The organism is Rhodococcus sp. 21391 (genome assembly GCF_016772255.1).
Lineage (GTDB): Bacteria > Actinomycetota > Actinomycetes > Mycobacteriales > Mycobacteriaceae > Rhodococcus_F > Rhodococcus_F opacus.
In genome coordinates, this window is sequence record NZ_CP063781.1 from 1,356,420 (window position 1) to 1,371,474 (window position 15,055).

Sequence of the window (15,055 nt, forward strand, 5' to 3'; positions counted from 1 at the left end):
GGGAAATATTTCCGCTCATCATCGGTTGATCGCCGCTCGTCGCGGCACACACACCATCTACCGCAGGAAGTCGATACATGGATACATCGCAGAGCGCGTCCACTGCGCGCCCGACGGTCGGCGTCGTTCGGGAATCGAACGACGGTGAGCGTCGGGTGGCGTTGGTGCCGAAGATCGTGGCGTCGTTGATCGCCAAGGGCGTCGACGTGGTGGTCGAGTCGGGTGCCGGTTTGGGCGCGCTGATCCCGGACGAGTTGTACACCGAGGTGGGGGCGAAGATCGCCGACCCGTGGTCGGCGGACGTGGTCGTGAAGGTCGCGCCGCCGTCGGACGAGGAAGTGGGCCGGTTGCATGCCGGGCAGACCCTGATCGGGTTCCTCGCCCCCCGCAACCAGGACAATCAGGTCGCCGCGCTGAAGTCTGCCGGAGTGCAGGCGTTCGCGGTCGAGGCGATCCCGCGGATTTCCCGCGCCCAGGTGATGGACGCGCTGTCGTCGCAGGCGAACGTGTCCGGGTACAAGTCGGTGCTGCTCGCGGCGTCGGAGTCGACCCGGTTCTTCCCGATGCTCACCACCGCCGCCGGCACCGTCAAGCCGGCGACGGTGCTGGTGCTCGGTGTCGGGGTCGCCGGTCTGCAGGCGTTGGCGACGGCGAAGCGTCTCGGTGGCCGGGCCACCGGCTACGACGTGCGCCCGGAGGTCGCCGACCAGGTCCGCTCGGTCGGTGCGCAGTGGCTGGATCTGGGGATCGACGCCGCCGGTGAGGGCGGGTACGCCCGCGAGCTGACCGAGGCGGAGCGGGCGCAGCAGCAGCAGGCGCTCGAGGACGCGATCAAGGGCTTCGACGTGGTCATCACCACCGCGCTGGTGCCGGGCCGTCCGGCCCCCCGGTTGGTGACCGCGGCCGCGGTGGAGGGCATGAAGCCCGGCTCCGTGGTGGTCGACCTGGCCGGGGAGACCGGTGGTAACTGTGAGCTCACCGAGCCCGGTCAGACCGTGGTCAAGCACGGGGTGACGATCTGCTCGCCGCTGAACCTGCCCGCCACCATGCCCGAGCACGCCTCGGAGCTGTACTCGAAGAACATCTCCGCTTTGCTCGAGTTGATGCTCGTCGACGGGGCGCTCGCCCCGGATTTCTCGGACGAGGTCCTCGCCGCGTCCTGCGTCACCCGTGAGGAGGGTGTGTCCTAGATGTATACCGAATTGTTGGCGAACATCGCGATCCTGGTGTTGTCCGGGTTCGTGGGGTTCGCGGTGATCTCGAAGGTCCCGAACACGTTGCATACCCCGTTGATGTCGGGCACGAACGCCATTCACGGCATCGTCGTCCTCGGCGCGCTGGTGGTGTTGGGCAAGGTCGACAACCCGCCGTGGGGTCTGCAGGTGATCCTGTTCGTCGCCCTGGTGTTCGGAACGATCAACGTGGTCGGTGGTTTCGTGGTCACCGACCGGATGCTGGCGATGTTCAAGTCCAAGCCCACCGCCCCTGCTGCTGCTGAGAAGGGTGGGGACCGGTAATGGAATACCTCGTCAACGTTCTGTACATCGTGGCGTTCGCGATGTTCATCTACGGTCTGATGGGCCTGACCGGCCCGAAGACCGCGGTCCGCGGTAACCAGATCGCCGCGGTCGGCATGGGCGTCGCGGTGGTCGCGACGTTGATCGCGATCCGGGACACCTCCAACTGGGTACTGATCGTCGCCGGTCTGGTGATCGGTGTGATCCTAGGTGTGCCGCCGGCGTTGCGGACGAAGATGACCGCGATGCCGCAGCTGGTGGCCCTGTTCAACGGTGTCGGTGGCGGCACGGTCGCGCTGATCGCGTACGCCGAGTTCCTGGACTCGGACGGGTTCACCGCCTTCCAGCACGGTGAGTCGCCGACGGTGCACATCGTCATCGCGTCGCTGTTCGCGGCGATCATCGGGTCGATCTCCTTCTGGGGGTCGGTGATCGCGTTCCTCAAGCTGCAGGAAACCCTGCCGGGCCGGCCGATCGGCATCGGCAAGCTGCAGCAGCCGCTCAATGCGGTGCTGCTGATCGGGGCCGTCGCATTGGCGGTGATCATCGGGATCAAGGCGATCGAGCCGACCGGACCCACGTCGCAGTGGTGGATCGTGGGTGTGCTGGTGCTGGCGGCGGTGCTCGGGTTGATGGTGGTGCTGCCGATCGGCGGCGCCGACATGCCCGTCGTCATCTCGCTGCTGAACGCGTTGACCGGGTTGTCCGCCGCGGCCGCCGGTCTGGCTTTGAACAATCAGGCGATGATCGTGGCCGGCATGATCGTCGGTGCGTCGGGTTCGATCCTGACGAACCTGATGGCGAAGGCGATGAACCGGTCCATCCCGGCGATCGTGGCCGGCGGGTTCGGTGGCGGCGGTGTCGCGGCGGCGGTCGGGGACGGGACCGTGAAGACGGCGAAGTCCACCTCGGCGGCGGATGCGGCGATCCAGATGGCGTACGCCAACCAGGTGATCGTGGTCCCCGGCTACGGGTTGGCCGTCGCGCAGGCCCAGCACGCGGTCAAGGACATGGCCAAGCTGCTCGAGTCGAAGGGCGTCGAGGTCAAGTACGCCATCCACCCGGTGGCGGGCCGGATGCCCGGGCACATGAACGTGCTGCTCGCCGAGGCCGACGTCGAGTACGACGCGATGAAGGAAATGGACGACATCAACGACGAGTTCGCCCGCACCGATGTCACCCTGGTGATCGGTGCGAACGATGTCACCAACCCCGCCGCCCGCAACGATCCGTCGTCGCCGATCCACGGGATGCCGATCCTGAATGTGGATCAGTCGAGGTCGGTGATCGTGCTGAAGCGGTCGATGAACTCCGGGTTCGCCGGCATCGACAACCCGCTGTTCTTCGCCGACACCACCTCCATGCTGTTCGGGGACGCGAAGAAGTCGGTCGCCGAGGTCACCGAGGAACTCAAGGCCCTGTAGGCCCTCCGGGCCCGTGCGCCTTTGTGGTAGCGCCAACTACCAGAAAGGCGCACGGGCGCGAAGTGCCTCAGAGGCGCAGACTGCCGCGGTGCCGGGAGAAGGCGATAGCCGCCGTGTCGGGCCGTCGCTCTTCACGCTCGGCGGCCACGGGGGAGTAGAGCATCAGGGTGGACGCCAGTGTCCACCAGATCGCCAAGATGATCAGGCCGGCCGCGAGGCCGAAGATGCCGACGGGTTCGACCAGCGCGGCGGCCCCCGCGACACCGAGGACGACGGCGAAACCCAGGCCCGCGATGACGGGCCGGAACCGCGGTGCCGACACCAGCAGCGCCGAACCGTACAGCGCGGTGACGGCGACGACGTGCCCGCTCGGAAGGAGCACCGACGGCGCATCCGATTCCCACGCCCGGACTGCGGCACTGGTGAGGTTCGCGCCGATACACAGCAGCAGTACCGCACCCATGCCGTACGAAAGTTTTCGCATCGCCGCGACGATGGCGAGGACCACGGTCGCTGCGAGCACCGTGGTGACGTCGATCGCCTGGATCACAGGTTCGGCGACGGGTCGGAGTGCCTCCGGGAGGACGAGACCCGACGATTCGGGGCGGATGAGGTAGAGCGCGCACAGTGCCACCACACCCGCCGCGGCGAAGGCGAGGCGACGAACACTGCGACGCAGCCTGCTAGTCGATTCGGTCACGCCACACAGTGTGCCAACCGACGCTGAACGATCGATGAGAGGCCGCTGTGAGGTCGGTGAACGGTCCTGTCCGTGCGGCGAACGTGTCAGGTGCGCCGGACCGCCCCCGCGAACGTGGCAGCCACCAGCACGCAGGTCAGCGGCACCACCATCGCGACGGTCAGCGGAACCACCTGGGTGATCCAGCCGATGGTGGCCGGGCCGGCGAGGAATCCGACGTACCCCAGCCCGACCACACGGGACATGTTGGTGCCCGCGGAACCCGCGCCGAGGTTGCCCGCGGCGGTGAAGATCTGCGGCACGCAGCCCGACAATCCCAGGCCGAACAGCGCCCAGCCCAGGACGGTGAGCGGGAGCAGTCCCGAGACGACGACGAGCAGCATTCCGACGGCCGCGATCAGGGTGCCGTAGCGGACGACGGCGACGGGACCGAGCGCGCCGCTCACGCGATCCGCGGTGAACCGGCCCACCGTCATCATCACCGAGAACGCTCCGAACGCGAGGGCGGCGACGGAATCGGACGTTCCGAGGTGCTCCTTGACCTGCAGGGTGCTCCAGTCGTTCGCGACCCCTTCCGACAGCATGAGGACGAAGGCGATGCCACCGAGTGCGAGGACCCGCGTGGACAGCCGGCCCTGTGCCTTCTCGGCGGGAGCGGTGTCGTGCCGAGAGCGGGGACGGTCGGCCATCAGCCACCGCGAGCCCGCGGCGACGGTGACGACCCCGACACCGCCGGCGACCAGCAGCGCCGTCACGGGTGCCCATCCGGCGGCGAGCGTCGCGGCCCCGAGCAGCGATCCTGCCACCCCGCCCACGGAGAACAGGGCGTGGAACGCCGACATGATCGGACGCCCGTACCGCTGCTCGACTTCGACGGCCTGCGAGTTCATCGACACGTCCAGTGCGCCGTTCGCGAAGCCGAACACGAGCAGGGCGAGCCCGAGTTGCCAGGCCGCGGAGGCCAGCCCGGGACCCACGGTGGCGGCCGACAGTACGAGTCCGGCGATGATCACCATCCGCCTGCTGCCGAATCGGTCGGCCAGCGGACCGCTGACCTGCATGCCGCCGATCGCACCGACCGCCAGCAGGAGCAGCAGCGAACCCAGCGTGGAGTGGCTGATACCGGTCCGATCCTCGATCGCCGGAATGTGCACGACCCACATGCCGAGCAGGAACCCGTTGATCCCGAAGATTCCGAACGTTCCCGCACGAGCCCGGCGGAGCGGCTCGTCCACTGGTGCGCGGGTGTCGACCGCGGACGCTCGGGAGGTACTCACCGACCAAACGTACCGAGGATCAGAGGTGCGCGAGCAGTGAGGCGGGATCGTGCAGCATCGCCGCGACGGACGACAGGAACCTCGACCCCTGCTCGCCGTCGACCACTCGGTGATCGAACGACACGCTCAGGGTGGTGACCCACCGCACCGCGAGATCGTCCTCGTGCACCCACGGTCGCCTGGTGACGCTGCCCAGGCACAGGATGGCCGATTCGCCGGGGTTGAGGATCGGCGTGCCCGCGTCGACACCGAACACTCCGACGTTGGTGATCGACACCGTCCCGCCGGTGAGCTGCGCGGGTTCGGCTCTGCCGCTGCGCGCGGTCGCGGTCAGTTCGGTGATCGCGCGGCACAGTTCGAGCAGACTCAGCGACTGCGCCTCCTTGATGTTCGGGATGACCAGACCGCGGGGTGTGGCCGCGGCGATGCCGAGATTGACGTAGTGCTTGGTGACGATCTCCTGGTTCTCCTCGTCCCACGACGCGTTGAGGCTGGGGTTCTCCCGCAACGCGACGATCATCGCCTTCGCCACCAGACTCAGCGGTGTCACCGACAATCCGTCGAATGCGGGGAGGTCCCGCAGGCGCTCGAGCAGTTCCACCGACCGGGTCACGTCGACGGTCACGAATTCGGTGACGTGCGGGGCGGTGAACGCGCTGCGGACCATTGCCGCCGCGGTCTGCTTCCGGATGCTGCGGATCGGGGTGCGGGTCTCGCGCTCCGACGGCTCCGGCGAGTCCGGTGTCGACGGCACCGCCTGCCCGACCGAACCCGCATGGGATTCCACGTCAGTCCGGGTGACGGCACCGGACGGCCCCGTCCCCGCGACGACGGCGAGGTCGACTCCGAGTTCACGTGCGGCGACCCGGGCTGCCGGCGAGGCGTCGGGGCGCCGACGGTCCGGGCCGGACGTGCCGGTTTCCGGAGCGGTCACCAGCTTCCGCCGGGCCCGTTTGCTCTCGGCAGCGGCCTCGGGCCCGTATCCCACCAGAACGGGCGTGCGCGTGGGAGGTTCCTCGGTGGCCGCATCCGTCGCGATCCGGATGATCGGCGTCCCGACCGGCACGGTCGCACCGGCCGAAACCAGCAATTCCTCCACGACACCCGCGTACGGCGAAGGCAACTCGACGAGCGCCTTCGCCGTCTCGACTTCTCCGATCACCTGATTGAGTTCGATCGTCTGGCCCACCTCGACGGCCCAGGAGACCAGTTCGGCCTCCGTCAGGCCCTCACCGAGATCGGGTAGGCGGAATTCTTGCGCCAACGGACGGCTCCTCTCCTCCGATGGGTGCGATCAGGCCGCGAGGCTGCGATCGACCGCGTCGAGCAGGCGGTCGGCGTCCGGCAGATGGTGCAGTTCCAGCTTCGCCGGGGGATACGGAACGTCGAATCCGCCGACCCTCAGGACGGGCGCGTCCAGCTGGTAGAAGCACCGCTCGGAAATGCGGGCGGCGATCTCCGCGCCCAGGCCGAGGAACGTCGGCGCCTCGTGCGCGACGACGAGTCTTCCGGTCTTGCGTACCGACTCCTCGATGGTGTCGAAGTCGATCGGCGACAGGGAGCGCAGGTCGATCACCTCGAGGGAGTGCCCCTCGTCGGCGGCGATGGACGCGGCCGACAGGGCCGTCGGCACGACGGAGCCGTACGCGACGATGGTGGCGTCCGTGCCCTCCCGGGTCACCCGGGCCCGATGCAGCGGCAGGTCCGGTTCGGCGTCCACGTCGAATTCGGCCTTGTCCCAGTACCGCCGCTTCGGTTCGAAGAACACCACCGGGTCGTCCGCCGCGACGGACTGCTGGATCATGTGGAAGGCGTCCGCCGGGTTGCTGGGTGTGACGACGCGCAGTCCGGCGGTGTGGGCGAAGTATGCCTCCGGCGACTCCGAATGGTGCTCGACCGCACCGATGCCGCCGCCGTACGGGATCCGGATCGTGAGGGGCGCGGTGACCCGGCCCTGTGTGCGGTAGTGAATCTTGGCCACCTGGGACACGATCTGGTCGAACGCGGGGTAGACGAAGCCGTCGAACTGGATCTCGCAGACGGGCCGGTAACCGCGCAGGGCCATGCCGAACGCGGCGCCGATGATGCCGGACTCGGCGAGTGGGGTGTCGATGACCCGGTTGTCGCCGAAATCCTTCTGCAGGGTGTCGGTGACGCGGAAGACACCGCCGAGGCGTCCGACGTCCTCACCCATGATCACGACCTTGCGGTCGTGTTCGAGGGCGCGTCGGAGGCCCGCGTTGAGTGCGGCGCCGAGCGAGAGCGTGGTGGTGGTCATGACAGTGCCTCCTCGATGCCGGCGAAGCCCGCGAGGTACGCGGCGTACTGCTCGCGTTCCTCCTCGATGAGTGGGTGGTCGGTGGAATACACGTGCTCGAACAGATCGAGCGGCTGGGGATCGGGCGCATCGATGGTCCCGGACCGCAGTCGCGCCGCGACGTCGTCGGCGGTGGCCTGCGCCCCGGCGAGGAACGTGTCGTCGAGCAGGCCTTCCCGGTCGAGGAGGCGCCTCATCCGGTCGATCGGGTCGCGGGCCTTCCAGACCTCGGTCTCGGCCGCCGCCCGATACCGGGTGGGATCGTCCGACGTGGTGTGGGGGCCCATCCGGTACGTGACGGCCTCGATGAACGTCGGCCCACTGCCTTCGCGCGCCCGCTGAGTGGCTTGGCGGGTGACCGCGAGGACCGCGAGGACGTCGTTGCCGTCCACCCGGAGGGCGGGCATGCCGTAACCGGCGGCGCGCTGCGCGATGGGGACGGGACTCTGCAGGTGGACCGGTTCGCTGATCGCGAACTGGTTGTTCTGGCAGAAGAATACGACCGGCGCGTTGAAGCTCATCGAGAAGCCGAGGGCCTCGGCGAGGTCGCCCTGACTGGTGGCGCCGTCGCCGAAGTAGGCGATCGTCGCGATCTCCGCGCCGTCCAGGTGGGCGCCCATGGCGTACCCGGTGGCGTGCAGCCCCTGGGAGCCGACGACGATCGCGGGATTCGTCACGTTCACGGAACTCGGATCCCACGCGGAATGGGCGCATCCCCGCCACATGCGGGTCATCACCCCCGGGTCCACACCCCGGCAGTAGGCGACGGCGTGTTCGCGGTAGCTGATGAACGCGTAGTCGTCGGGGCGGAGGGCGCGGGCGGAGCCGACCTGTGCGGCTTCCTGCCCGAGCAGGGGAGCCCAGAGTCCCAGTTCGCCCTGGCGTTGCAGCGCGACCGCTTCGACATCCATCCGACGCACGACCACGAGGTCTTCGTAGAGGCCGCGCAGTTGATCGGGTCCGATGTCGCGGACCAGGCTCGTGTAGTCGGGTCTGAAGACCCGTCGGCCGTCCGGCTGGATGAGCTGGACCGGATAGGCAATCTTGTCGACCATCGGGGTCACCTCGTGTTGTCGAGTCCGTGAACCTTGTGGGTCCGTAGGAGACGGGTACTGCGGTAGGGCAAGTGTGTGTCCTACTTCACAGCATCCACGAGAACGCGAAGTGCGCAAGTGGCACCGCTGACGTCGAGCAGAATGCCCAGTTTTCGGGGTGGCAAGGGTGTCATGCTGCGTCTAATGACCAATCGGACATCACCGACGCCAGGTTGTTGCTGCAAGGGTCCGAGAACCCCGGATCACCCCGCGAACACGAACCCGATCGAGGCGAGGACGGCCAGCATCGCGAGGTAGACCGCGGGCATTGCGACGGCCCGGGTGTCGGGGTTGCCGTAGTCACCGTGTCGGACGTGAAAGGCGATTGCGCACAGGAGGAGAATCAGCAGCGCCACCGTCGAGATCACTCCCAGTAGTGTCCAGTAGAGGCCGGCGAGAACACCGACACCGCCGGCGAGTTCCGCCACGCCGATCAGCCGGACCTGTTGCCTGCTCAGGCCCCGGGATTGCAACCCCGTCCACGCGGTTCCCTTCAGTCTCAGCTTGGGAATGCTCACGGCGACGGCACTCACGGCGAGGAGCACGCCGCACACGATGAGGAAAACTTCCACGTCGGTCCCTCCAGTTCCGGCCGAATCGGCCTCACTGTTGCCACCCTAGGGCCGCGACCTGCGGCGCGGACCGGTTCCCTCCGCATCGGGCTTCCGAGCGGTTAGCATCGAGCGCGTGAATGCTGTGGGGCTGAACGAAGATGCCGTTTCTGCGTGGATTGCCGGACTCGGTGTGGGAGCGATCGCGCCGCTGAGCTTCGAGAGGATCGGGAACGGTCAGTCGAATCTCACGTACGCGGTCAGTGACGCGGGTGGTGGTCGGTGGGTGTTGCGGCGGCCACCGCTCGGACATCTGCTCGCGTCGGCGCACGACGTGGTCCGCGAACACCGGATTCTGTCCTCTCTCCAGGGATCCGACGTTCCGGTGCCGAAGATCCTCGGGCTCACCGACGATCCGGAGGTCACGGACGCGCCGCTCGTGCTGATGAGCTATGTCGCAGGGGTGGTGATCGACAATGTCGGTGTGGCGAAGAAGCTGACACCCGAGCAGAGGAATGCCGTCGGGCTGGCGATGCCGAAGGCTCTCGCAAAGATCCATGCGGTTGATCTCAAAGATGCCGGGCTGGAGGATCTGGCCAGCCACAAGCCTTACGCGGCACGGCAGTTGAAGCGCTGGAGGGATCAGTGGGAGAAGTCCCGTACCCGTGACGTCCCGGCGATCGAGGACCTGGCGGGCATACTCGAGCGCAACATGCCGGAGCAGACCGAACTGTCGTTGGTGCACGGTGATTTTCACCTGAGCAACGTCATCACCTCGCCCGAGGAGGGTGAGGTGGTCGCGGTGGTCGACTGGGAACTGTGCACGCTGGGCGACCCCCTCGCCGACGTCGGCGCGTTGCTGGCCTACTGGCCCGAGGCGGGCGACGCGGACGCCGGACCGTTCCCCGCCTCCACTCTGGAGGGTTTCCCCACCCGGGCCGAACTCGTGGAGGCCTACGTCCACAACACGAAACGCGATGTCACTCAGGTGGGGTACTGGCACGTTCTGGCGTTGTGGAAGCTGGCGATCATCGCCGAAGGCGTCCTGCGCCGGGTGATCGACGACCCCCGGAACAAGGCCGAGACCGGTGCGCCCACGGTCGCGCTGATCGACGGCATCATCGCCCGGGCGGTGGCCACGGCGGAGGCCGAGGGACTGCGCTGATCCCCCTGGTGGTGCCGGACGTTCAGACGGCGTCCGGTGTCACCAGAAGGGTTGCAGCGCTCCGGATTTCGGCAGGAATCGGCACCGGCCTGCGGATCTTCGCGTCCACGTACACGTGCACGAAGCGGCCGAGAGCTGCGAGTTCGAGCGCGTCGTCGTTCTCGCGGAAGATCGCGAGCGCATACACGATGCTCCGGGTGCCCAGCTTCTCGATGGACAACCCCACCTGCAGACGGTCCGGGAAGGTGAGTTCGCTGACGTACTTGCAGGACGTCTCGGCGACCACACCGATGGCGGGCAGATCGCGGATGTCGGTGCCCGTCGTCGCGATCAGCCAGCCGTTGACGGCCGTGTCGAAGTACGAGTAGTACGTGACGTTGTTGACGTGCCCGTAGTGGTCGTTGTCCTCCCAGCGGGTCGGCACCGGCCACAGGGCGGGGAAGTCGGCGGCGGTCGGCAGGGCGGGGGCGTCGTCGTGTTTCACCGTGCCGACCCTAATGCCACGGATCGCCGGGACCACCCGTCGGGCAGAATCGCGTCCTATGTCTGTGCCCGACAGCGATGTGCGTTCACCCGATTCCGCGGCCCAGCCGATCAGCGCCGGAATCGTCACCGCCCTGGTGGGCTTCACCAGTTCGTTCGCGGTCGTACTCACCGGACTGACGGCGGTGGGCGCGAATTCCACCGAGGCCGCGTCGGGACTGCTGGCGCTGTGTGTGACGCAGGCGCTCGGCATGTTGTGGATGTCGCGGCACTACCGCATGCCGATCACGCTGGCGTGGTCGACGCCGGGCGCCGCTCTCCTCGCCGGCGCGGGGACGGTGAGCGGCGGCTGGCCCGCCGCGGTCGGGGCGTTCGTCGTCGTGGGGGCGGCGGTGATTCTCACTGGGCTGTGGCCGCGGCTGGGACGGCTCATCGCGGCCATCCCTCCGGCGTTGGCGCAGGCGATGCTCGCGGGGGTGCTGCTGCCGCTGTGCCTGGCGCCGGTACTGGCGCTGCGTGACGCACCGCTGGCCGTCGCGCCCGTGGTTCTCGTGTGGCTGGTTCTGCAGCGGCACTCGCCGCGGTGGGCGGTGCCGGCGGCGTTCGCGGCTGCCGCAGTGGTGATCGCGATCGGTCTCGCCTCCGGCAGCGACGGACTGGACACCAGCGCGCTCCTGCCGAGACTCGACGTCACGGCACCGGCGTGGACGTGGCAGGCGACGATCGGGATCGCGATCCCGCTGTACATCGTGACGATGGCGTCCCAGAACATCCCCGGGACCGCCGTCATGAATTCCTTCGGCTACCGGGTGCCGTGGCGGCCGGCCATGCTGGTGACCGGTGTCGGGACCCTGGTGGGCGCGCCCGCGGGCGGTCACGCCATCAACCTCGCCGCCATCAGCGCCGCCCTCGCCGCCGCGCCGTCCGCACATCCCGATCCCAGGAAGCGCTGGGTCGCGGCCTTCACGGCAGGCTGGGCCTACCTGGTGCTCGCCGCGTGTTCCGCAGCGGTGGCCACGCTCATCGCCGCGGCCCCCGAGGGCGTCGTGGAGGCGGTCGCCGGCCTCGCCCTCCTCGGCACCCTCGGCGGGGCACTGGCCTCCGCCCTCGACGACGTCCGCGAACGGGAAGGCGCCGTCGTCACCTTCCTGATCGCCGCGTCGGGGGTGAGCATCCTCGGCATCGGGTCCGCGTTCTGGGCGCTGGTCGCCGGATTGATCGTGCGGGTCGCGGTGAGTTCGCGGCGATAATGGGGTGATGACCACCATCGAGGTAGTGCACGGTGACATCACGACGGTCGAGGTCGACGCGATCGTCAACGCCGCCAACTCCGGACTGCTCGGGGGTGGTGGAGTGGACGGCGCCATCCACCGGGCCGGCGGACCCGAGATCCTCGCCGAATGCAGGCACCTGCGGGCCACCACGTTCCAGGATGGACTCCCGGCGGGACAGGCGGTCGCGACGACGGCGGGCCGGTTGCCGGCCCGATGGGTGATTCACACCGTCGGCCCCGTGTATTCCGCTACGGACGATCGGTCGGCCACCCTGCGCAGCGCCTACATCACCAGCCTGGCGGTGGCATCCGACCTCGGTGCCCTGTCCGTTGCGTTCCCGCTGATCTCGTCCGGGGTGTACGGCTGGCCCGCGGACGACGCCGTCCGGCAGGCGGTCGGTGCCGTCCGTGAGTCGGACGCCGGAATTCCCCGGGTGCTGTTCGTGGCGTTCGACGCACGGATGGCGTCGCTGCTGCGCGGCGAGGTGGGGTGACGGCGCTGAACACCGATCTCGCGTATCTGACGGCAGGACTGGCTCTTCTGCTGGCCGCCACCGTTCCGCGCCTGTTCCAGGACCGTGCCGTCTCGGCGCCGCTGATCGTCCTGGCGGTCGGAGCGGGGGGCGGCCTGCTTCTCGGCGAGTCGGGAACGGACACCCTGTCGCCGGCACTGCATCCCGCCGTGACGGAACACTTGAGCGAAACCTGCGTCATCGTCGCCTTGATGGGCGTGGGACTGGCGATCGACAGACCACTGGGCTGGCGCACGTGGAATTCGACGTGGCGTCTGCTGCTGATCGCGATGCCTCTCGGTATCGCAGCTGTCGCGCTGCTCGGCTGGTGGGTGGCGGCATTGACCCCCGCCGTCGCGATCCTGCTCGGGGCAGTCCTCGCGCCCACCGACCCGGTTCTGGCGTCCGACGTGCAGGTCGAAGGTCCCACGTCGGGCGGCGAGTCCCATCAGGAGGACGACGAGGTCCGGTTCGCGCTCACCTCGGAGGCCGGGCTCAACGACGCTCTCGCCTTCCCGTTCGTGTATCTGGCGCTGTTCATGATCGGCAAAGGGCCGATCGAGCAATGGATCGTGCAGTGGGCGGCCTGGGAACTGATCGGAAAGGTCGTCATCGGCGCAGCCCTGGGGTGGATTGCCGGTGATTTGTTCGGCCGCGCGGTCTTCCGCTTCCCGATCACACACATGCGCCTGGCCGAACGCAGCGAACCCATCTTCGCGCTCGCCGCCACGTTCGCCGTCTACGGACTCACCGAACTGGCCGGGGGATACGGCTTTCTCGCCGTCTTCGCCTGCGCCGTCGCCATTCGTCGGACGGAGCGGGCCCACGACTACCACGCCGAGATGCACAGCCTGATCGAACAACTGGAACACGTGCTCACCCTCGCCGTCCTGCTCCTGCTGGGGGTGGCACTCAGTTCCGGTCTGCTGACCGGACTGACGTGGGGCGGGGTTCTCGTCGCGGCAGCCCTCGTGTTCGTCATCCGGCCGGTGGTGGGATGGCTTTCGCTGCTGGGCTGCGAGGAGATGTCCGGCCCCGAGCGCCGGGTCACCGCATTCTTCGGGGTTCGCGGAATCGGGTCGATCTACTATCTCGCCTACGCCGCTGCGGAAGCCGGCGTGGACGACGAGAAGTGGTTGTGGTCGACGGTGGCCTTCACCGTCGTCCTCTCCGTCCTCGTCCACGGGGTGAGTGCGACGCGGGTGATGCGCCTGCTCGATCTTCGCAGGGAAGGCGGTGCAGTCGCGGACCGATAGCGTCGCGACTGCACCGCTCGACCAGGGGTGGCCTGTTCCGGCTGTTTACTCATTGCGCACGGCGGAGGTGCGCGCCGTGTCTGCCGGGTGCTCCGAGTCCTCGGCTGGGTGGACGAGGACGGGCGGCGCCGCCGAGACCACCGAGGGAGTGGGCCGGTTGCCGGCCTTGATCTCGTTGAACAGGATGTTGAGCAGCACCGCGACGATGCTGGCCGCGCTGATTCCCGAGTCGAAGACGATGTGCACCCATTCCGGGAAGACCGAGTAGAACTCGGGCACCGCGATCGGTATCACACCGAATCCGAGGGCCACCGCGACGATCACCAGGTTGAGGTTGCCGTCGTACGACACCTTGGACAGGGTCCGGATTCCGCTCGCGGCCACCGAACCGAAGAGGACGATCCCCGCACCGCCGAGGACGGGCAGCGGCACGGAGGCCACCAGCCGGCCCAGGACGGGGAACAGTCCGAGAGCGAACAGAACCGAACCGCCGACCGCGACAACGTATCGGCTCTTGATCCCGGTGATCGCGACGAGCCCGACGTTCTGAGCAAACGCGCTGGCCGGGAACGTGCCGAACACCGGTGCCACGGTGGTGGCGAGCATGTCGGCGCGGAGACCGTCGCCGACCCGGCGAGCATCGACCTTCGTTTCCACGATCTCGCCGACCGCGAGGATGTCGGCCGTCGTCTCGGTCATGATCACGAGGATCACCACGGTCATCGAGATGATCGCGCCGATCTGGAACAGGGGAGTGCCGAACGAGAACACCTGCGGCAGTTCGAAGATCGCGCCCTTCCCGACGGCGCCGAAGTCGGCCTTGCCGATCAGTGCGGCGAACAGGGTTCCCACGACGATGCCGATCAGGATGGACAGCCGCGACAGGGTTCCCTGGACCAGCCGGCTCACCAGCAACACGACGAACAGGCTGAATCCGGCGAGCCCGATGTTGGACATCGACCCCCAGTCCGGGGCCTTGGCGTTGCCGCCCATCGCCCAGCGCACCGCGACCGGCAGGAGGGAGATGCCGATGACCGTGATGATCGACCCGGTGACGACGGGCGGGAAGTAGCGCACGATCCTGCAAAAGAACGGGCTGATCAACAGGCCGATCACGCCGGCGACCATGATGGCTCCGAACACTGATCGCAGTCCGCCCGGACCGCTGGCCACCGCCACCATGGTGGACACCGAGGCGAAGGAAATGCCCTGCACCAGGGGAAGTTTTGCCCCGAGATAGGGGACGCCGAGGGTCTGCAGCAGTGTGGCCGCGCCGCTGACGAACAATGCCGCCGACACGAGCAGCCCGATCTCGACGCCGGTCAGACCGGCGGCGCCGCCGACGATCAGGGGGGGCGCGATCACGCCGCCGTACATCGTCAGGATGTGCTGCAACCCGTAGACGTACGACTTTCCGAGTGGCAACCGCTCGTTCTCGGGTCCGGGAGTTCCGGCAACCCGGTGTCCGATCCGTTTCATCGCCGCG

Annotated in this window: 15 protein-coding genes; 7 read left to right on the top strand and 8 right to left on the bottom strand. The window is 68.1% G+C overall.

Translation table 11 applies throughout. The features are described from left to right. The first annotated feature begins 77 nt into the window (after positions 1-77). From GO592_RS06375 to GO592_RS06385, 3 genes are read left to right on the top strand one after another with little or no spacing between them, the layout of a single operon-like run. Entirely contained in the window at positions 78-1,190 is a 1,113-nt protein-coding gene (locus GO592_RS06375) for a Re/Si-specific NAD(P)(+) transhydrogenase subunit alpha (protein ID WP_007300560.1), read from the top strand. After that, the gene (locus GO592_RS06380) at positions 1,191-1,517 is read left to right on the top strand and encodes an NAD(P) transhydrogenase subunit alpha (RefSeq protein WP_005262615.1); all 327 of its coding nucleotides are present in this window, start codon (positions 1,191-1,193) and stop codon (positions 1,515-1,517) included. Continuing rightward, positions 1,517-2,941, top strand: a complete 1,425-nt coding sequence (locus tag GO592_RS06385; RefSeq protein WP_007300561.1) for an NAD(P)(+) transhydrogenase (Re/Si-specific) subunit beta — start codon at positions 1,517-1,519, stop codon at positions 2,939-2,941. The genes GO592_RS06380 and GO592_RS06385 overlap by 1 nt, the downstream gene beginning before the upstream one ends. 67 nt (positions 2,942-3,008) lie before the next feature. Here the strand turns inward: GO592_RS06385 and GO592_RS06390 are convergent, their stop codons facing one another. From GO592_RS06390 to GO592_RS06415, 6 genes are all read right to left on the bottom strand, one after another. Further along, positions 3,009-3,641, bottom strand: coding sequence for a hypothetical protein (locus GO592_RS06390; protein WP_007300562.1), 633 nt, complete (start codon positions 3,639-3,641; stop codon positions 3,009-3,011). A gap of 86 nt (positions 3,642-3,727) precedes the next feature. Next, positions 3,728-4,876: an MFS transporter gene (locus GO592_RS06395; protein ID WP_007300563.1), complete on the bottom strand. Its 1,149-nt coding sequence runs from the start codon at positions 4,874-4,876 to the stop codon at positions 3,728-3,730. A 61-nt stretch (positions 4,877-4,937) separates the two neighbouring features. Continuing rightward, positions 4,938-6,182 carry a dihydrolipoamide acetyltransferase family protein gene (locus GO592_RS06400; RefSeq protein WP_007300564.1) on the bottom strand — a complete coding sequence of 415 codons (1,245 nt, stop codon included), beginning with the start codon at positions 6,180-6,182 and terminating at the stop codon, positions 4,938-4,940. Between the two features lie 30 nt (positions 6,183-6,212). Continuing rightward, positions 6,213-7,196 carry an alpha-ketoacid dehydrogenase subunit beta gene (locus GO592_RS06405; RefSeq protein ID WP_007300565.1) on the bottom strand — a complete coding sequence of 328 codons (984 nt, stop codon included), beginning with the start codon at positions 7,194-7,196 and terminating at the stop codon, positions 6,213-6,215. Beyond that, positions 7,193-8,290, bottom strand: a complete 1,098-nt coding sequence (gene pdhA, locus GO592_RS06410) for a pyruvate dehydrogenase (acetyl-transferring) E1 component subunit alpha (RefSeq protein ID WP_007300566.1) — start codon at positions 8,288-8,290, stop codon at positions 7,193-7,195. The genes GO592_RS06405 and pdhA overlap by 4 nt, the downstream gene beginning before the upstream one ends. Before the next feature lie 242 nt (positions 8,291-8,532). Beyond that, positions 8,533-8,901, bottom strand: a complete 369-nt coding sequence (locus tag GO592_RS06415; protein WP_007300567.1) for a DoxX family protein — start codon at positions 8,899-8,901, stop codon at positions 8,533-8,535. Positions 8,902-9,016: 115 nt separating this feature from the next. Here GO592_RS06415 and GO592_RS06420 point away from each other — a divergent pair, with 115 nt between their 5' ends. Beyond that, entirely contained in the window at positions 9,017-10,045 is a 1,029-nt protein-coding gene (locus tag GO592_RS06420) for a phosphotransferase family protein (protein ID WP_039952804.1), read from the top strand. Positions 10,046-10,067: 22 nt separating this feature from the next. On the opposite strand, the gene GO592_RS06425 is transcribed toward GO592_RS06420, so the two are convergent. Beyond that, positions 10,068-10,529 (bottom strand): acyl-CoA thioesterase, encoded by a 462-nt coding sequence (locus GO592_RS06425; RefSeq protein ID WP_039952829.1) that lies wholly within the window; start codon positions 10,527-10,529, stop codon positions 10,068-10,070. Positions 10,530-10,587: 58 nt separating this feature from the next. Between GO592_RS06425 and GO592_RS06430 the strand changes: the two genes are divergently transcribed. The 3 genes from GO592_RS06430 to GO592_RS06440 are packed head-to-tail and all read left to right on the top strand — an operon-like array spanning position 10,588 to position 13,569. Further along, entirely contained in the window at positions 10,588-11,778 is a 1,191-nt protein-coding gene (locus tag GO592_RS06430; protein WP_085990400.1) for a benzoate/H(+) symporter BenE family transporter, read from the top strand. A 7-nt stretch (positions 11,779-11,785) separates the two neighbouring features. Then, positions 11,786-12,295 (top strand): O-acetyl-ADP-ribose deacetylase, encoded by a 510-nt coding sequence (locus tag GO592_RS06435; protein WP_007300571.1) that lies wholly within the window; start codon positions 11,786-11,788, stop codon positions 12,293-12,295. Next, the gene (locus tag GO592_RS06440) at positions 12,292-13,569 is read left to right on the top strand and encodes a cation:proton antiporter (protein ID WP_007300572.1); all 1,278 of its coding nucleotides are present in this window, start codon (positions 12,292-12,294) and stop codon (positions 13,567-13,569) included. Before GO592_RS06435 ends, GO592_RS06440 begins: the two co-directional genes overlap by 4 nt. 45 nt (positions 13,570-13,614) lie before the next feature. On the opposite strand, the gene GO592_RS06445 is transcribed toward GO592_RS06440, so the two are convergent. Next, positions 13,615-15,048, bottom strand: a complete 1,434-nt coding sequence (locus GO592_RS06445; protein WP_007300573.1) for a nucleobase:cation symporter-2 family protein — start codon at positions 15,046-15,048, stop codon at positions 13,615-13,617. Positions 15,049-15,055 lie beyond the last annotated feature (7 nt).